Origin of the sequence: Vibrio sp. F13 (genome assembly GCF_020806305.2) — a bacterium.
GTDB lineage: Bacteria > Pseudomonadota > Gammaproteobacteria > Enterobacterales > Vibrionaceae > Vibrio > Vibrio crassostreae_C.
Genome location: NZ_CP170175.1, coordinates 880,104 through 898,150 on the forward strand (window position 1 = coordinate 880,104; position 18,047 = coordinate 898,150).

An 18,047-nucleotide genomic window follows, 5' to 3' on the forward strand; every position below is an offset into this window, starting at 1 on the left:
TTGTTATGACCCAAACCGTATCTTACACCTCGTTGTCTGAGCTTCTTAGCCAGGACAGAGCCCCTGAATCTATTGTCTGCTTTGACGACAATAGCGAGATTACGTGGCAAACATTTAACGACGACTTATCTCAACTCGTACAATTTTTGTCTTTATCCCCTTTTCAACGAATCGCGATTTGTACCCAAGACAGCTACCTATTTTCGGTGGCCTTTTTGGCATGTACAGCAGCCAACAAACACATCATCTTACCGGGCAACTACCAGCCATGTGCGCTTGCTGAGTTAAGTAAGCAGTTTGATTGCCTGCTAGTTGATAACTCGATTGGCGAAGTTGAGGTGAATGACGTTCGTAATATCCAAACCTTATTGGATTCAAACACTGAAGCACAAAAACCTCTAACCGAGAATCTTACGACCATTGATTTGGCAACAGTCCCATTAACTCTGTTCACTTCAGGTTCAAGTGGCACGCCAAAAGCGATAGATAAAACGTTAGAGCACCTCGATATTGAGACCGCTCAGTTACACAAGAACTGGGGTGAGTTACTCAAGGGAAACCAAATCCAAAGCACAGTTTCTCATCAACATATCTATGGTTTGCTGTTTAGAATCTTATGGCCACTATGCTCTGGTGTTCCATTTGCTCGACACAACCTTGAATACCCAGAACAGATCTTATCTCACGCAAATCAAAACTGTGTACTGATCAGCAGCCCAGCGCTACTTAAACGATTAAAGCATGAGACCAACAAGGTACAACTTGCAGGAATCTTCTCTTCGGGTGGTCCATTGCCTACCGAGTCGGCTCACCAGTCACGAGATCTGCTTGGTCATTTACCGATTGAAGTCTTTGGTAGCACAGAAACCGGTGGCATCGCATTTCGTCAGCAAGAGAGCGCTCAAACGCCTTGGCAGCTTTTTGCCTGTATTGAGGCTAGTCTCAACAGTGAGAATTGCATTAAGTTATTGTCGCCGTACATCGATAAGAATAACTGGTATCAAACCTCTGATGAGTGCGAGATGGTCTCGGAGAATCAATTCATATTGAAGGGCCGAACGGACCGAGTGATCAAGATAGAAGAAAAGCGAGTATCACTGGTTGAAGTGGAAAAGCGACTGGAGCAACTGCCTTGGATAAGTGAGTGCGTGGTTATTCCATTTGAGGAGCCTGAGCGATTAATATTAGCCTCTGTTTTGGTATTATCAGATGAAGGCCAAGCCGCTCTATCGACCATGAGCAAAGGTAAATTCTGGTTGATGCTGCGTACAGAACTCAGAAAGTGGTTAGAGCCAATCGCAATCCCGAGAAAATACCGTGTTGTCGATGAGATCCCCCTCAACAGCCAAGGTAAGCGATTAACATCTCACATAGAACAGCTAATAAAATCATAGAAACCGCTGATCGTATTTTACACTGAGATTATCTTTTTATATTTTTGTCAAAGAACCAATATTTGCCCAAGGATTCTAAGCACGCCCTATGGATAAAAGAAAACCAAACATCATTGCTGTAGACACGGTAGAAAATGAATCGACCCTGACACTTCATGTTAGCGGAGATATCACCGACTTTAATGGGCACTTCAAGAGCTTCCCTATTCTACCTGGCGTCACGCAAATTGATTGGGCACTTCACTACGCAGTCCAAGAGTTAGGCGTTCCTGGTTTCTTTAAAGGAATGGAAGTCATTAAGTTCCAAGAGCCTATCCTGCCTGACGCTACAATCCAGCTATCACTCAAATGGGATGCTGACAAAGACAAGCTGAGCTTTAGTTACACATCAAACAACGGTGAACAGACCCACTCTTCAGGCAAAATGAAGCTGGGAGAAAAAAGTGAATAGCGCTCCCGTCGAGGCTACTTCTCAACACCACACAAAAGAAAGCAGCTACAAGGCTTGCTTCCTTATCCCGTGCTTTAACCATGGCGCAACCATGCCGGCTGTGGTGTCGTCACTTCATCATTTTGAGTTACCGATCATCATCGTTGACGATGGCAGTGAACTCACAACAAAACAGTTTCTGTCTCCCCTAGCAGAGAATTCAAACGTAACCTTGGTGACGCTTGAACAGAACCAAGGTAAAGGCGGCGCAGTAAAAGCCGGAATCAAAAAAGCGCAGCAACTAGGCTTTAGCCACGCTATTCAGATAGATGCTGATGGGCAACACGACCTGGAAGCCTTGCCAACATTGATTGAGGCCTCACAAGCTAAGCCACAACGTCTGATATCAGGCCAGCCTATCTACGACGACAGCGTACCCAAAGCAAGGCTCTATGGGCGCTACGCGACACATATCTGGGTATGGATAGAAACCCTTTCTTTATCAATTAAAGACAGCATGTGTGGCTTTAGAGCGTATCCTATCAACCAAACTCAAACTGTGTTGAATAAGTACGATGTTGGTTCGAGAATGGACTTCGATATCGAGATTTTGGTTCGCCTGTATTGGGAAGGTTGCGACATAGACTTCGTTGAAACGCGCGTTATCTATCCTGAGAACGGCATCTCTCATTTCGATGCGTTGTGGGATAACGTCAAAATCAGTTGGATGCATACACGTCTATTCTTCAGCATGCTGCCAAGAGCACCAAAACTGATTGCTCGCCATTTCAAATCCGATTCAGCTGATAATAACCCAAATTTATCGACTGATTCAGAGCCGCAAGCTTCTGAACAACCACACTGGTCCCGCACTCAAGAACGCGGCACAGTATTAGGCATTAAGCTGTTATTAGCCATTTATACCTTGTTAGGTCGCGGTGTGTTCAACCTCATTCTGCGTGGTGTGATGCGTTACTACCACTTGACGGGCCAGCGTGCGCGAAACGCTTCCGAACAATATCTATTCCAATTAAAAGCCTATGCGGAACAGCAAAATATTGAGCTCCCCGGAGAACTAACCAGTTACAACCATCTGCTTTCATTTGGCCATACGATGCTCGACAAGCTCGCGGCATGGAAAGGTGATTTCTCGGCAGATAACCTGACTATTCATGGCCAAGACCAGTTCGAGAGCATGGTGGCAAATAAGCAAGGTGTGCTAATCCTTGGATCTCACCTTGGCAATATTGAGCTGTGCCGAGCTTTAGGTCGCAGACACTCGAACATCAAAATCAACGCCCTGGTTTTTACAGAACACGCCGAACGTTTTAATTCCGTGATGAAAGCGGTTAACCCGCAGTCTGATTTAAATCTGATTCAGGTGACATCGATGGGGCCTGATACCGCTATCTTGTTACAACAGAAACTAGAGCAAGGCGAATGGATCGTGATTGTTGGCGATCGAACTTCCACCAGCAAAGAGAGCCGCTCAGTATGGGCTGAGTTCTTAGGTAAGGAAGCTCCATTCCCTCAAGGTCCATTTATGTTAGCCTCGGTTCTCAAAGCACCCGTATTTTTGCTGTTTGGGTTACGTGACGACTCACAATCTAAGCCGCATTTTAATGTCTATTTCGAGCATTTTAGCAACAAGATCGAGCTACCAAGAAAGACTCGCGAACAATCTTTACAGCAAGTCGTGCAAAAATACGCAAATCGACTTCAGCACTACACACTGCAAGCACCGCTTCAGTGGTACAACTTTTTTAATTTTTGGACATTGAGCAAGCACCATGACGAAAAAGAATTCAAATAGCATCACCTTTGGTGCCGAGCGCCTCACGATTGAGGATGTTGTCGCTATCTCACAAGGCGCAAAAGCCTCGATGAACACAAGTGAAGCATTCACATCTAAGATCGACCGTGGTGTCGCTTTCTTAGAACGCCTATTGAAAGAAGAAGGTGTGATTTACGGTGTAACGACGGGTTACGGTGACTCATGTACGGTTGCGATTCCGCCAAACCTAGTTGACGAGCTACCACTGCATTTAACACGTTTTCACGGCTGTGGTTTAGGTGAAATATTGTCTCACGAACAAGCTCGTGCAGTCCTTGCAACTCGTCTTTGTTCGTTATCACAAGGTGTCTCTGGTGTGACTCACGATCTACTCAACCAGATCGTTACCCTAATCAACCAAGACATCTCACCACGCATTCCTCAAGAAGGATCGGTGGGTGCCAGTGGCGACTTAACACCTCTGTCTTACTTAGCCGCAGCACTGATTGGTGAGCGTGATGTAATCTACAAAGGTGAAGTGCGCCCAACCAGTGACGTCTACAAAGAGTTAGGAATTAGCCCTATCAAACTTAAGCCAAAAGAAGGCTTGGCGTTGATGAATGGTACGTCTGTAATGACGGCATTAGCTTGTATCGCTTACAAGCGTGCGGAATATCTAGCTCAGCTATCAACTAAGATCACCGCTATGGTATCAGTCGGTATGCACGGCAATGACTTCCATTTCGATGAAGCGCTGTTTGCAGTCAAACCTCATCCTGGTCAACAACAAGTTGCTGCATGGCTGCGTGATGATCTGCAAGCGGATCGCCCGCCACGTAACAGTGATCGCCTCCAAGATCGTTACTCTCTGCGCTGTGCTCCACATGTTATCGGCGTGGTTCAAGACTCTCTGCCTTGGCTACGCCAAATGATCGAGAACGAGCTAAACAGTGCCAACGACAACCCAATTATCGATGGTGATAATGAGCGCGTACTGCACGGTGGACACTTCTACGGTGGACACATTGCAATGGCGATGGATACGTTAAAAACTGCAGTTGCGAACCTTGCTGATCTGCTTGACCGTCAAATGGCTCAGCTGATGGACTACAAGTTCAACAACGGTTTGCCATTCAACCTAACGGGTGCTGAAGGCGAACGTAAGCCAATCAACCACGGCTTTAAAGCAGTACAGATTGGCGTTTCAGCTTGGACAGCAGAAGCATTGAAACACACCATGCCAGCAAGCGTATTCTCTCGCTCAACTGAGTGTCACAACCAAGATAAAGTGAGTATGGGCACCATCGCAGCTCGTGACTGTTTACGCGTTCTAGAGCTAACCGAACAAGTGGCAGCAGCGTCACTACTGGCGGGGACACAAGCACTCGAACTTCGTAAGCGCCACAATGAGCTTGATGAGCACCACATGAGTGAGAACCTCAAGCACATTCGCGACGAAGTGCTTAAGGAGTTTGAATTTATCGTAGAAGATCGACCACTTGAAGGCGATCTACGCCACTTCATTGCTCGTATTCAAAGTCAGCACTGGTCACTTTACTCATAAAGTAGCCAACCCTTTACGCAATATTGTTGAGAGCGATTTATGTCTGAAACCCTTCACCCATTACAATCTGAGGTGACGCTTATCACCTCATTCCAAGATGCCGACCCAATGGGCGTGATCTATCACGGCAACTACTTCCGATTCTTTGAAGAAGTTAGGCGCATCATGATGGATAAGATTGAGTACAACTACCATGAGATGAAGGATTCTGGCTACATGTGGCCTATCATCGATACCCGCGTGAAATACATTAAGGCGATACCGTTTAATCACAAGATTAAGGTAACGGCGAAACTCACCGAGTGGGAAAATCGCCTGCGCGTCGATTATGAAATTCATGATGCTCTAACCGGTGCTCGAATGACACGTGCTCACACCATGCAGGTTGCCGTCACCATCGAAGAACAAGAGATGTGCTTTGCCTCACCCAAAGTGTTTACTGACAAAGTCGAACACTGGCACCAATTTGGTTGCTTACCTCTAGCAACTGAACATCAAACACAAACCTCTAACCCACAGCAGGTGAACCATGAATCTGTTTAAACGCAGTCGCAAATACATCAATATCGCGCTAATTGGACTTACTGCGATGATGGCAAGCGGCCTTGTAAGCGCCAAAGAAAACTCTGCTGCTGTCAATTCTATTTCAGAGCTGCAGACGGTGCTCAGCGAAAATAGTATTGTGCGTGGTGAGTTCACTCAAACACGCAATATGGAGATGTTCGCCCAGCCTTTAACGTCACAAGGTACATTTCTGTTAGACAAATCAAGTGGCTTACTCTGGACACAAACCACTCCGTTTCCCGTGAACTTAGTGCTCACCGATAACAAACTGAGCCAAAGGTTTGCCGATCAACCCGCAAAAATCATCACCGACAAAGAAAATCCAATGGCGTTTTATTTCAGCCATATCTTCTTGTCAGTGTTTCATGGGGACACGCAAAAACTTCAGGAACAGTTCGCACTCAATTTTGAGCCCGCAACTAACACCAGCTCTGATGAAAATGTACAAGCATGGACACTGACTCTAAAGCCCAAAACTGCACCGATGAATGCGGTGTTTGAGGCTATCACGCTGCAAGGCAACAGCGATATTGAACGTATTGAGTTGAAAGAGATTCGTGGAGATAGCACAGTGATCGAATTCAGTCAGTTAAGCCATCTACCGGAAGTATTATCAGATGCTGAAGCGAAACAATTCCAACTCTAGTCTTGCCCTTGTTTGGCTTGTTGTTGTAATGCTGTTTAGCGGGTTGTTGACCAAACAATTCGCTTTTTCTTCGTCGGTACCGATTGAAAGCAACATTCTAAAGTTACTGCCCGAAAACCAGCAAGACCCAATGGTAGAGCAAGCCTTTCAGCAGATATCCAGCTCGATGAGCGAGCAAGTGGTATTTATCATAAGCGCTCCCGATATCGAACAAACCATGGTTGCGACCGACGCTTTTGAAAAAGCTCTCAACCAAAGAACTTTTTCAAGTCAGCCAACTCTGTTTAAGCAAGTTCAAGGTAAAATCAACGCCAGCACTCAAAGCCAGTGGAGCGATTTCTATTTTCGTCACCGATCTCAACTGCTGACCCAACAACAAAAAGAGACGCTGACACACTCGCCTGATTCGCGAGCTCAATATGTCATTCAGTCTCTGTACAATCCATTCTCAGGCGTCACTGCAGCAGAGTTATCTCTCGACCCATTCTTGTTATTTCGCGACTACATCAGTGCTATTGGCGTCCAATCAAGTAACTTTGTTCTGAAAGAGGGCTATCTCACGGCCCAGTCGAATGAGCAAACTCATATTTTAGTCACGGCTACTCTGGCGGACTCACCTTATAGCTTGGCGATTCAAGAACAACTTCCAGATCTTGATTCAATTGAGCGCGAGGTCGAAAAACAATTTGGCGTCAAGGTGCAGCATACTGGTGTGGTGTTCTACGCCAATTACGGTACCGAAAGCGCGAAATCAGAAATCAGTACCATTGGTTTGGGCTCATTGGCAGGCGTTATTTTATTGGTGTGGCTGACATTTCGTAGTGCGCTACCACTTGCCTTATCTTTACTCTCAATCAGTACAGGATTATTGGTTGCACTGGCAAGCACTGTCGCTATCTTTGGTAAGGTGCATCTATTCAGCTTGGTGTTTGGCGCTAGCTTGATTGGCGTATCCATCGATTACTCTTTTCACTATCTCACTGACCGTTTGGCCGCAGGAAGCCACTGGCAGAGCGATAAAGGCCTAAAGCATATTTTCATTGCCATCACTCTAGGTTTAATCACCAGCTTAATCGGATACTTAGGGCTACTGGTTGCGCCATTCCCAGGCTTGCAGCAACTGGCTCTGTTTTCGTCGATTGGACTGATCGCAGCTTACGCCAGTGTGGTGTGCTGGTACCCCGTTTTAGCGGTAAAACCAGGCCAAGAGCGCCCTCTTCCCCTGTCGAAACTTTGGCATACTTGGTTAAGCCTTTGGAGCAACCAAAAATTTAGAATTGGCTTACCGTTAACAGTGACTGTCGTTAGCTTGATGTCACTCAGTCAAATTCGTTACGACGACGATATTCGCCAGCTTCAGGCTATGCCCGAACAACTCAAACAACAAGAGCAAGCCATTACTGAGATATCAGGGTTAGGCAGTGGTCAAAATATGCTTTTGGTCACAGCTCAGAGCGACCAAAAGCTACTCAAAAAATTGACAGAAATCACCACAAGCTTAGATTCGCTGGTCAATAGCCAAGGTATCTCCGGGTATCGCAGCATCAATCAACACTTGTTAAGTAAACAAGAACAGCATGATAACTATCAGTTGGTTGAACAACTCTATAGTCAACAAAGCCATATATTACAAAGCTCTCTCGGTTGGTCTACGTTTCCAGAACTACCAAAATTCGAACCAATCACGGTATCTGGATTTTTGGAGTCTCCAGTCTCAGAGCCTGTTCGACCACTTTGGTTAAAACCTATCGACGGGCAAGCAGCGTCGGTCATTTTGATAAAAGACGTCACTGATGCTGAGCTGTTCTCACAGTGGTTGGAGTCAGATTTTGCTCAGAAGCAAGGTGTGAAACACCTCAATAAAGCGGATGAAATCTCCTCTCTTTTTGCTGAGTACCGCGTCAAGATTACCGAGCTGTTATTGATAGCATTGGCAGCTATTGGCATGCTGTTAGGCTGGCGCTATGGTGTGAAGCAAAGCCTGTTAATGCTGTTGCCTTCATTGATTGCAGGCGTAGCAGGTTTGGCGGTCACGGGCATTTTAGGCTCGACACTGAACCTATTTAACCTGCTTGGTTTGATTCTGATTTTAGGGATTGGCATAGACTACACCCTGTTCTTTGCTGAGCAAAAGAAATCGCTGAGCACCTTATTAGCGATCACCTTGTCAGGTCTCACAACACTACTTTCATTCGGCTTACTGTCGCTGAGCCAGACTCATGCTATTCATAGCTTCGGGGTGACGGTTCTGACAGGGATCTTTGTCGCTTGGCTGCTTTCTCCACTCGCGATCAACAGTAGTAAAAACGTAGAAGGACCAATTACTCGAGAGGCTTTTAGATGATCCAGACATTAAAGGTAACCTTCGCCATACTAGTGGGCATTCTAATGAGTGCCTGCTCGATGGTTTCTCAGCAGCCAAGTGGTGCGAGCGTGTCTATCGATCAAGACACCGATCTAGCACTACCACTGCCAGCTGAACTGGGATACTCATTAACAGCCAGTCAGTTGATTAGCGCTACGTGGGAAAATGATACACAGCAGCTTCCGGTTCAAGTCGAAGTCACACCAGGTAAAGTGGTTTTGGCGGGGTTCTCCTCTTGGGGTACTCGCATTCTATCGCTGCAATACCAGAATCAAGTAATTGATACGCAGGTTTTGTCTGGGCTTGGCGCAACTTTGCCACAACCTGAACAGGTGCTATTTAATTTAATGCTTACCTTATGGCCGGCTGAAGCATGGGCTCAGCCTTTACAAAGCATAGGTTGGCACCTAGTCGATACCGACAAAACAAGAACCGTATTTGATGAAAACCAACAGGCAATCATTCAAATTGATTACCAAACAGATCCTAGTACACACAAAACGGCAGGCGACATTGTTTTCAAACATTTGACCCTGGGCTACAACATCACCATACAAACGTTGAACTCAACGATTGTCGACAATCCAAGTAAGAGTTGAACACTATGCCTATTTACATCCAAGACTGTGGTTTCCACTCAGCGCTAGGCTCAGAGATTGCCGATATTCATGGCTGTCTAAAAGACGAGCGTGAATCAAATATGGTCGAAGTGCACGATATGCTGAACGATGGTAAACACACTGTCGTTGGTCAGATCGCGGGTGAACTACCACCGATTCCTTCAGATCTTACGCAATACGCCACTCGCAACAATCAACTGGCGCTGTCGGCTCTTCACCAAATTGAAGATTCTATCGAGCAAGCCAAATCTCAGTTTGGCGCAGATAGAATTGCTGTTGTTATTGGCACCAGCACATCTGGGATCTCCGATGGTGAAGCAGTCTTCAAACAAAAATTGGCAAACGGCGAGTTTCCAGCAGATTACCATTACTCAAAACAAGAGCTTGGTGATACCTCAGAGTTCGTTAGCCAGTATTGCGCATTAACGGGGCCAAACTACGTCATATCTACGGCTTGCTCATCCAGTGGTCGTGTGTTTCTCACTGCACAACGTTTGCTAGATTCAGGCATGGCTGATGCTGTATTAGTCGGTGGTGTGGACACCTTATGTAAGCTGACACTCAACGGTTTTCATGGCCTAGAAGCACTCTCAACAACACATTGTAAGCCGTTTAGCGCCTCTCGTGATGGTATCAATATCGGCGAAGCGGCGGCATTTATGTTGCTCAGCAGAACAAAACTAGCCAGTGTTAATGCAGCACAAGACACGTCAAACATTGCCTTATTGGGCTGTGGTGACAGCTCTGATGCACACCACATTTCAGCGCCTCACCCTGAAGGCAATGGTGCTGAACAAGCAATGAAAAAAGCGTTACATTCTGCACAGTTAAACGCAGAAGACATTGGTTATATCAATGCACATGGTACAGCAACGCCACTCAATGACTCGATGGAAAGTAAAGCCATTCATCGTATTTTTGCAAACAAGGTTCCCGTCAGTTCTACCAAACCGCTGACCGGGCATACTCTAGGCGCAGCAAGTGCGATTGAGGCTGCAATTGCGTGGCATATTTTGAAATATGACTTACCGCTTCCCTTACAAAAATGTCAGGATAAAGCTGAAGATATTGAGATTGATTTGGTAAACTGTTCACAGAAACTTAAAGCAAAGAACATCTTAAGCAACTCGTTTGCTTTTGGTGGCAACAACATTAGCCTGATTTTTGGTGTAGTAAATGACTGATATCCCTTCTGTAGACCAACTTCTCCCTCACGATGATCCGATGATATTAATCGATCGTGCTATCAGCGTAGAGGCGTTGTCGATCCACTGTCAGGTCGATATTGGTGACCATAATCTGTTCTTTGACGCCGAATCTCAAACGGTACCAGCATATGTTGGAATCGAGTTTATGGCGCAGTCTGTAGCGGCATGGTCTGGATATCACGCACTTAAAAACGGCACCACGCCCCCAATCGGATTCTTACTCGGCTCTCGTCGCTATAAATCACTGTGTGATGAGTTTACTCAAGGTCAGACCCTTGATATCTACGCCGAACAGATGATGGAAGACAGCGGTATGGCTGTGTTTACCGCAAGAGTCGAAGACCGAGGTGAGTTAGTGGCTCAATGCCAACTCAACGTCTACGTGCCGACCGAACAAAAATTACAAGAAATGAAAACTAGGAGCCCATCATGAGCCGTCAGGTTTTAGTCACTGGTGCCAGTAAAGGTATTGGTAAAGCGATCGCTATTCAACTCGCGAAAGACGGGTTTGAAATCGCCGTTCATTACATGGGTGACAAGCAAGGTGCTGAAGAGACGCTAAAGTCGATCACCGAACTGGGTGGCGCTGGACGTCTTATTCAATTTGATATCAGCAAACGAAGCGAGTGTCGCGAAAAGCTTGAGTCTGATATCGCTGAACATGGTGCTTACTATGGTGTAGTGAACAACGCGGGCATTACTCGTGACACTGCATTCCCCGCGATGACGGAAGAAGAGTGGGATGGTGTGATCCATACCAACCTAGATAGCTTCTACAACGTACTTCACCCTTGTGTAATGCCTATGGTTCAAAAGCGTAAAGGTGGCCGTATCGTCACTCTAGCGTCGGTATCCGGCATTATGGGTAACCGTGGTCAAACTAACTATGCTGCAGCAAAAGCGGGGGTGATTGGCGCAACTAAGTCTCTTGCTCTAGAACTCGCAAAACGCAAGATCACGGTAAACTGTGTCGCTCCTGGCTTAATTGACACAGGTATGGTTGACGAGCACGTGAAAGATCATGCACTTCCTCAAGTACCACTGCGCCGTATGGGTGAGCCGGAAGAAGTAGCCGGCCTAGTCAGCTACCTAATGTCTGATATTGCAGGCTACGTAACTCGCCAAGTGATTTCAGTAAATGGAGGCTTAGTATGACCCGCCGCGTTGTTGTAACTGGAATGTCTGGTGTTACTGCTTTTGGTAACGACTGGCAACAGATAGAGCCTAAGCTAAAGGCCTGTGAAAATGCGACTCAATATATGCCAAGCTTCGAGCAATATGATGGTCTCAACACAAAACTTGCCGCGCCTATTGATGACTTCCAACTGCCTAAACACTACAAGCGTAAGCAAGTGCGTGGCATGGGCCGTGTATCACGCCTAGCTACCGTTGCGACTGAGAATGCATTGGAGCAAGCCGGCTTAATTGGTCACGATGTATTGACCAATGGCGAAACTGGTATCGCTTACGGCTCTTCAACTGGCAGTACCGATGCGGTTGGTGCTTTCGGAGTAATGCTGAACGAGAAGTCGACACGAGCAATCACAGCAACCACTTACGTTCAAATGATGCCACACACAGCCGCGGTAAACGTAGGTCTGTTCTTTGGTCTGCGTGGCCGCGTGATTCCCACCAGCAGCGCCTGTACTTCAGGAAGCCAAGCCATTGGTTACGCCTATGAAGCGATCAAGCATGGTTACCAAACCGTAATGGTTGCCGGTGGTGGTGAAGAGTTATGCCCAACTGAGTCTGCCGTTTTCGATACCCTTTTCGCTACCAGTTTAAAAAACGACACACCCAAGAAATCCCCTAGCCCATACGACAGCGAGCGTGATGGCTTGGTTATCGGCGAAGGCGCTGGAACCCTGATCCTTGAAGAGTACGAACATGCTGTTGCTCGTGGCGCAAAGATCTACGCAGAAATCATAGGTTTTGCGAGCAACTGTGATGCGGCTCATGTGACTCAACCTCAGATGGAAACCATGCAAATCTGTATGGAGAAAGCATTGAGAGACGCACAACTTCCAGCTGAGAAGATTGGCTATGTTTCTGCGCACGGTACTGCGACTGAAAAAGGTGATATTGCAGAGAGTAACGCGACAGCGAATATCTTTGGTGAAGTACCAATCAGCTCTCTTAAGAGTTACTTTGGCCATACGCTTGGTGCGTGTGGTGCAATTGAAGCGTGGCTCAGCCTAGAGATGATGCATAGCGGTTGGTTCAGCCCAACCCTAAACCTTAAGAATGTCGATGAACAGTGCGGCAAGCTCGATTACATCACGGGCTCAGGTCGCGAATTGGATGTTGAATACTTGATGAGCAACAACTTTGCTTTTGGTGGAATCAACACCTCTATCATCTTCAAGAAAGTCTAAGCTTAGCTACATAAAACGCTAAGTAAATAAAAAGGGCCAGTAACCAAGTTACTGACCCTTTTTTGATTCTATCAATCGCTCAAATTAAGCGTTAGCTTCACGCTCAGCGATGAACTCAAGAGCCATCTTGATACGAGCGATTACGCGCTCTTTACCAACAAGCTCCATCACTGCATCAACAGAAGGAGACTGACCGCCGCCTGTTACTGCTACGCGAAGTGGCATACCGATTTTACCCATGCCGATCTCTAGCTCTTCACATACTGCTGCGATAACACCGTCTTTGATGTTTGCAGTCGTGAAATCTTCAAGCGCTTCAACCTTAGCAAGCGCAAGCTCTAGTGGGCCTTTAGCAACACCACGTAGGTGCTTCTTCGCTGCGCCAGCTTCAAACTCAGAGAAATCTTCGTAGAAGTAACGAGATTGCTCAGCAAGTTCGATAAGCGTGTTACAACGCTCGCCAACTAGCTTGATCACTTCAGTGATAGCTGGACCGTTTGTTGTATCGATCTTCTGTGCGTCTAGGTGCCATTGCAGGTATTTTGCAACGTACTCAGGCTCAGATGTCTTGATGTAGTGGTTGTTCAACCAAAGTAGCTTATCAGTGTTGAATGCAGAAGCAGACTTGCTGATAGCGTTCAGGCTGAAGAATTCAATCATCTCTTCTTGAGAGAAGATCTCTTGGTCACCGTGAGACCAGCCTAAACGAACTAGATAGTTGTTTAATGCATTTGGTAGGTAACCTTCATCGCGGTATTGCATTACAGAAACAGCACCGTGACGCTTAGAAAGTTTCGCACCGTCATCACCAAGAATCATTGCACAGTGAGCGAACGTTGGAACTGGCGCGCCTAGTGCTTCATAGATGTTGATTTGACGAGGTGTGTTGTTGATGTGGTCTTCACCACGAACAACGTGTGTGATACCCATGTCCCAGTCATCCACTACTACTACGAAGTTGTAAGTTGGTGCACCGTCTGTACGACGAATGATCAGGTCATCAAGTTGGCTGTTTGCGATTTCAATGCGACCACGGATTTGGTCATCAAATACTACGCTGCCTTCTTTAGGGTTACGGAAACGGATAACGCACGCATCGCCTTCTTTTGCTGCTTCGTTTGCTGCAACAATTTTAGGGTGGTTAGCATCGTAGCGAGCCATTTCTTTGTTTTCTTCTTGCTCTGCACGAATTTCATCAAGCAGCTCTTTAGACGCGTAGCATTTGAATGCTTTGTCTTCAGCAAGTAGCTTATCAACCATTTCGTTGTAACGGTCAAAACGCTTAGATTGGTAGTAAGGACCTTCATCCCATTCCATACCCATCCATTGCATGCCTTCTAGAATTGCATCAACCGCTTCTTGAGAGTTACGCTCAAGGTCTGTGTCTTCGATACGTAGAACGAATTCACCGCCTTGGTTTTTAGCGAATAGCCAAGAGTAAAGTGCAGTACGTGCACCACCAACGTGAAGATAGCCAGTTGGGCTAGGAGCAAAACGAGTTTTAACCGTCATTTAAATACCTTGATTATGTAGGTGATTCTTTTAGTGCTCGCCATTACAAAGCCTGTAACAGAAAAATATCACTAAATTTTGGGCGCTATTTTATCACCACCGCTTAAATCTACAATCAGTAGTGAATGATTAATGCGCTGTTGTTGTACGAAAGCCGTTATTGAAAGGCCAATTACGCCCTTAAAGTCGTAAATAGATAGTCTTAGCAAGTAGATTATAGCCGCACATTCTTAATTTCCCTCTTCCATTCCAAACTGAAACCACCAGCTAGCACTCCACCAAGATCAAATTCTTGAATTTATGTTTGACCTTACCCTTACGGGAAGGTTTATGTTAGGCGTAGATGAGAATTGGAGTATCGATATGAACTACTACACAACGGCGCTCAACGGCCTAAATTGCATGGGTTGCGCGAAGAAAGTTCGCACACTGTTTAGCGATCTCGACAGCACGATGATTAATGACATATCGCCGACCTACATCGATATTTCGACTCCATTTAGTTACATTCAGCTCAACGAACAGTTAGCAACGCTTGGCTATTCTATGGGTAATCAGCTGCACCTTTCGCTATCCGGTCTGAGTTGCGGCAAGTGTGTGAGCAAACTGACTAAAGCGCTTGAACAAACTGAGCAAGCCTTAAACCTAGAAGTCAGCAAACAGGAATTATCACTGGTTACTCTGCTTTCTGAGTCTGAGGTGATTAAGCTGGTCGAAAGCCTGGGTTACCACGCAGCTCCCTACTCAGAAACGAATGACCTTTCATCGAGTTCAGATTTAGAAGACGAACAAGCAGATAAAAAGAGTGAAGATAAAACCGCAGCTAGCCAATATACCTATCACCTTGTTCTTGAGGGGATGACTTGTGCGAGTTGTGTCTCTTCGGTAGAGAAAGCACTGAAAAAGAATGAGTTTGTCAACCAAGCTCAGATCAACCTTGCCGAACAAACTGCCTTGGTTTTCACCTCTCAAACAAGAGACATCATTGAAAACGCTCTAATAGAATCGGTGAAAGCTGCTGGTTATGGCGCTGAGTTTGTCGACGATGCAGCGACTCAACAGCAAAAACAACAAGAACAGCAACTTCGTACTCAACAAGCCTTCCTTAGAAACTCAGTAAGCGCGTTGGTAATCGGTGCGCCGCTGATGGCATGGGGCGTGTTCGGCGGCAGCATGACCATTGCCACATTTAACGATCAACTGGCTTGGGGCTTAATCGGTGTCGTCTGTTTGGTACTGCTAGCCACTTCAGGTCGTAGCTTCTTCACCAATGCTTGGCAATCACTGATGCACAAGCGCGCGACCATGGATACGTTAGTTGCTTTGGGTACAGGCGCAGCATGGTTCTACTCCATGCTAGTTGTGTTGATTCCGTCATGGTTCCCTGAGGCCTCTCGCCATGTCTACTTTGAGGCGAGTGCGATGATCGTTGGTCTAATTTCTTTGGGCCACTACATTGAAGCCAAAGCCAAAGCTCGCACCACAAAATCACTACAAGCTTTGATTAACCTACAACCTCAAAAAGCGGTGGTGATTGTCGATGGCAAAGAACAAACTATTGCTGTAGAAGCTATCCAAGTAGGCATGCAAGTACGCGTCAAACCGGGTGAGAAAGTGCCAGTTGATGGTGTTGTGGTATCGGGTGAGTCTTACATCGATGAATCCATGTTGACCGGTGAACCACTTCCCAACGTTAAATCGATGAGTGATGGCGTTTCAGCGGGCACTATCAATGGTGATGGCAGCTTAGTTATTGAAGCGACAGGAATTGGCTCAAGCACTATGTTGGCACGCATCATTCAAATGGTTCGCCAAGCGCAAAGCAGTAAACCAGCAATCGCCAAGCTTGCCGACTCTATCTCAGCCGTTTTTGTTCCGGTTGTGGTCGCAATCGCAGTTGCTGCCGCCTTAGTTTGGTTTTTTGTTGGCCCACAACCAAGCGCCAGTTACATGTTAGTGGTATCAACCACAGTGCTGATCATCGCTTGTCCATGTGCCTTAGGCCTTGCGACACCACTTTCAATTACTGTCGGCGTTGGCAAAGCCGCTGAGTTTGGCGTTCTGATCAAAGATGCCGATGTGTTGCAATCTGCAAGCAAAATTGATGCTGTCGTGTTTGATAAAACAGGCACCCTAACCCAAGGTAAGCCAACCGTTCAGCAAGCCTTTTATGGCGATTTATCAGAACAAGAATTACTGGCTTGTGCTTATTCAGTAGAAGTAGGATCTGAGCACCCACTTGCCAAAGCCGTTTGCCAATATGCAGAGAGCTTGGAAGTTTCAGTACTCCCACACAGCGAATTTGAAAACCAACGAGGGCTTGGGGTTCAAGCAACAATTAACGGCAAGAAAGTGCAAGTTGGCTCGCTTAAGTACCTCACCCAATTAGGTATCAATACAGAGGTTGGCGCGGATTTCATCGAGCTTTGCCGCTCGCAAGCGTGGACGCCTATTTTCATTGCGATTGACCAAAAACTGGAAGGCATATTGGGCATTTCAGACGCGTTAAAAATAGATAGCAAACAGGCGATAGCTCAACTAAAATCCGCCGGAATTCACACTGTGCTATTAACGGGCGACAACGACTCTGTAGCTCAAGCGATAGGTAAAAACGTCGGTATCGACGAAGTGATTTCAGAAGTGCTTCCAGAGCAGAAAGCTCAACACATTGTTCAGCTGCAACAGCAATATAAGAGTGTTGCCATGGTCGGAGACGGTATTAACGACGCGCCTGCACTTGCTCAAGCAGATATAGGCATAGCAATGGGCAGTGGCAGTGATGTCGCGATTGAAAGTGCGCAAATGACGCTACTCAACTCGTCGCCACTGTCTGTCAGTAACGCGATTGAGCTTTCCCAAGCGACCGTGAGAAACATGAAGCAAAACCTGTTTGGTGCCTTTATCTATAATTCACTTGGTATTCCAATTGCGGCTGGTGTGCTCTACCCATTCTTTGGATTTTTACTTAGCCCTGTCGTTGCAGGCGCTGCGATGGCGATGTCATCAATCACCGTAGTCAGCAATGCCAACAGATTAAGACTGTTCAAACCCACTCATTCTAATATCAACAAAAACCATATTCATGAGGTTAACCATGATTCGTAAAATTATGACTCTTACTGCACTCGCTGCAATCTCAGGACAAGCTTTAGCTACTGATGTTCTAAACCACAAATCTCCATACTGCGGCTGCTGCACAGAATGGACTGAACATATGCGAGATGCTGGGTTCGATGTTACTGAGAAGCTCCACGATGATATGAACCCAATCAAGCAAAAACTAGGGATAACACAAGAGCTAGCCTCTTGCCACACTGCAGAGATCGACGGATACGTATTTGAAGGACACATTCCAGCAGATGACATTAAAGCCTTTCTAGAAAACCCACCACGTAATGCGATTGGTTTAGCGGTTCCGGGTATGCCAATGGGTTCGCCAGGCATGGAATATGGCGATAAGAAAGACGAGTATTCTGTGTATGCGTTTAATGAAAAAGGTCAGGTGTTTGAATACCGTCACTACAACGGGAAATAGAACCTAAACAGACCAACACACAGCAATAAAAAGAAGTCATAAAAATAGAGCCTAGCATTC

Annotated in this window: 15 protein-coding genes; 14 read left to right on the top strand and 1 reads right to left on the bottom strand. The window is 46.2% G+C overall.

The window, feature by feature from the left end:
• Window positions 1-5: 5 nt before the first annotated feature.
• From LMH68_RS03995 to LMH68_RS04050, 12 genes are all read left to right on the top strand, one after another.
• Window positions 6-1,394 carry an AMP-binding protein gene (locus LMH68_RS03995; protein WP_102393642.1) on the top strand — a complete coding sequence of 463 codons (1,389 nt, stop codon included), beginning with the start codon at window positions 6-8 and terminating at the stop codon, window positions 1,392-1,394.
• Between the two features lie 88 nt (window positions 1,395-1,482).
• The gene (locus LMH68_RS04000; protein ID WP_017062276.1) at window positions 1,483-1,845 is read left to right on the top strand and encodes a 3-hydroxyacyl-ACP dehydratase; all 363 of its coding nucleotides are present in this window, start codon (window positions 1,483-1,485) and stop codon (window positions 1,843-1,845) included.
• Complete coding sequence (locus LMH68_RS04005; protein ID WP_102428631.1) at window positions 1,838-3,637, top strand: glycosyltransferase family 2 protein; 1,800 nt, start codon at window positions 1,838-1,840, stop codon at window positions 3,635-3,637. The genes LMH68_RS04000 and LMH68_RS04005 overlap by 8 nt, the downstream gene beginning before the upstream one ends.
• Entirely contained in the window at window positions 3,615-5,162 is a 1,548-nt protein-coding gene (locus tag LMH68_RS04010) for an HAL/PAL/TAL family ammonia-lyase (RefSeq protein ID WP_102428630.1), read from the top strand. The genes LMH68_RS04005 and LMH68_RS04010 overlap by 23 nt, the downstream gene beginning before the upstream one ends.
• Window positions 5,163-5,201: 39 nt before the next feature.
• On the top strand, window positions 5,202-5,705 hold the full coding sequence (locus tag LMH68_RS04015; RefSeq protein WP_210473149.1) for an acyl-CoA thioesterase: 504 nt from the start codon (window positions 5,202-5,204) through the stop codon (window positions 5,703-5,705).
• Window positions 5,692-6,372, top strand: a complete 681-nt coding sequence (locus tag LMH68_RS04020) for a LolA family protein (protein ID WP_229647683.1) — start codon at window positions 5,692-5,694, stop codon at window positions 6,370-6,372. The genes LMH68_RS04015 and LMH68_RS04020 overlap by 14 nt, the downstream gene beginning before the upstream one ends.
• A complete protein-coding gene (locus LMH68_RS04025) occupies window positions 6,344-8,716 on the top strand; it encodes an MMPL family transporter (protein ID WP_048659798.1) in 2,373 nt (790 codons plus the stop codon). The genes LMH68_RS04020 and LMH68_RS04025 overlap by 29 nt, the downstream gene beginning before the upstream one ends.
• Window positions 8,713-9,336, top strand: coding sequence for a DUF3261 domain-containing protein (locus LMH68_RS04030; protein WP_229647682.1), 624 nt, complete (start codon window positions 8,713-8,715; stop codon window positions 9,334-9,336). Before LMH68_RS04025 ends, LMH68_RS04030 begins: the two co-directional genes overlap by 4 nt.
• Before the next feature lie 5 nt (window positions 9,337-9,341).
• Window positions 9,342-10,541, top strand: a complete 1,200-nt coding sequence (locus LMH68_RS04035; RefSeq protein WP_229647681.1) for a beta-ketoacyl-[acyl-carrier-protein] synthase family protein — start codon at window positions 9,342-9,344, stop codon at window positions 10,539-10,541.
• Window positions 10,534-10,998: a hotdog family protein gene (locus LMH68_RS04040; protein ID WP_017062284.1), complete on the top strand. Its 465-nt coding sequence runs from the start codon at window positions 10,534-10,536 to the stop codon at window positions 10,996-10,998. The genes LMH68_RS04035 and LMH68_RS04040 overlap by 8 nt, the downstream gene beginning before the upstream one ends.
• A complete protein-coding gene (locus tag LMH68_RS04045) occupies window positions 10,995-11,720 on the top strand; it encodes a 3-ketoacyl-ACP reductase FabG2 (protein WP_017062285.1) in 726 nt (241 codons plus the stop codon). Before LMH68_RS04040 ends, LMH68_RS04045 begins: the two co-directional genes overlap by 4 nt.
• Window positions 11,717-12,940, top strand: a complete 1,224-nt coding sequence (locus tag LMH68_RS04050; RefSeq protein WP_017062286.1) for a beta-ketoacyl-ACP synthase — start codon at window positions 11,717-11,719, stop codon at window positions 12,938-12,940. The genes LMH68_RS04045 and LMH68_RS04050 overlap by 4 nt, the downstream gene beginning before the upstream one ends.
• 84 nt (window positions 12,941-13,024) lie before the next feature.
• Here the strand turns inward: LMH68_RS04050 and gltX are convergent, their stop codons facing one another.
• A complete protein-coding gene (gene gltX / locus LMH68_RS04055) occupies window positions 13,025-14,452 on the bottom strand; it encodes a glutamate--tRNA ligase (protein WP_017069020.1) in 1,428 nt (475 codons plus the stop codon).
• Window positions 14,453-14,752: 300 nt separating this feature from the next.
• On the opposite strand from gltX, the gene LMH68_RS04060 reads away from it, so the two are divergent.
• Both LMH68_RS04060 and LMH68_RS04065 read left to right on the top strand, forming a co-directional pair.
• Window positions 14,753-17,557 carry a heavy metal translocating P-type ATPase gene (locus LMH68_RS04060; RefSeq protein WP_229647680.1) on the top strand — a complete coding sequence of 935 codons (2,805 nt, stop codon included), beginning with the start codon at window positions 14,753-14,755 and terminating at the stop codon, window positions 17,555-17,557.
• Complete coding sequence (locus LMH68_RS04065) at window positions 17,547-17,987, top strand: DUF411 domain-containing protein (RefSeq protein WP_017064149.1); 441 nt, start codon at window positions 17,547-17,549, stop codon at window positions 17,985-17,987. The genes LMH68_RS04060 and LMH68_RS04065 overlap by 11 nt, the downstream gene beginning before the upstream one ends.
• The last annotated feature ends 60 nt before the right edge of the window (window positions 17,988-18,047 follow it).

Bases quoted from the DNA above. Each gene is read 5' to 3' on its own strand.
- LMH68_RS04035 (WP_229647681.1), top strand. From the start codon at position 9,342: ATGCCTATTTACATCCAAGACTGTGGTTTCCACTCAGCGCTAGGCTCA.
- LMH68_RS04040 (WP_017062284.1), top strand. From the start codon at position 10,534: ATGACTGATATCCCTTCTGTAGACCAACTTCTCCCTCACGATGATCCG.
- LMH68_RS04010 (WP_102428630.1), top strand. From the start codon at position 3,615: ATGACGAAAAAGAATTCAAATAGCATCACCTTTGGTGCCGAGCGCCTC.
- LMH68_RS04060 (WP_229647680.1), top strand. From the start codon at position 14,753: ATGTTTGACCTTACCCTTACGGGAAGGTTTATGTTAGGCGTAGATGAG.
- LMH68_RS04050 (WP_017062286.1), top strand. From the start codon at position 11,717: ATGACCCGCCGCGTTGTTGTAACTGGAATGTCTGGTGTTACTGCTTTT.
- LMH68_RS03995 (WP_102393642.1), top strand. From the start codon at position 6: ATGACCCAAACCGTATCTTACACCTCGTTGTCTGAGCTTCTTAGCCAG.
- LMH68_RS04045 (WP_017062285.1), top strand. From the start codon at position 10,995: ATGAGCCGTCAGGTTTTAGTCACTGGTGCCAGTAAAGGTATTGGTAAA.
- LMH68_RS04000 (WP_017062276.1), top strand. From the start codon at position 1,483: ATGGATAAAAGAAAACCAAACATCATTGCTGTAGACACGGTAGAAAAT.
- LMH68_RS04025 (WP_048659798.1), top strand. From the start codon at position 6,344: ATGCTGAAGCGAAACAATTCCAACTCTAGTCTTGCCCTTGTTTGGCTT.
- LMH68_RS04015 (WP_210473149.1), top strand. From the start codon at position 5,202: ATGTCTGAAACCCTTCACCCATTACAATCTGAGGTGACGCTTATCACC.
- LMH68_RS04065 (WP_017064149.1), top strand. From the start codon at position 17,547: ATGATTCGTAAAATTATGACTCTTACTGCACTCGCTGCAATCTCAGGA.
- gltX (WP_017069020.1), bottom strand. From the start codon at position 14,452: ATGACGGTTAAAACTCGTTTTGCTCCTAGCCCAACTGGCTATCTTCAC.
- LMH68_RS04020 (WP_229647683.1), top strand. From the start codon at position 5,692: ATGAATCTGTTTAAACGCAGTCGCAAATACATCAATATCGCGCTAATT.
- LMH68_RS04030 (WP_229647682.1), top strand. From the start codon at position 8,713: ATGATCCAGACATTAAAGGTAACCTTCGCCATACTAGTGGGCATTCTA.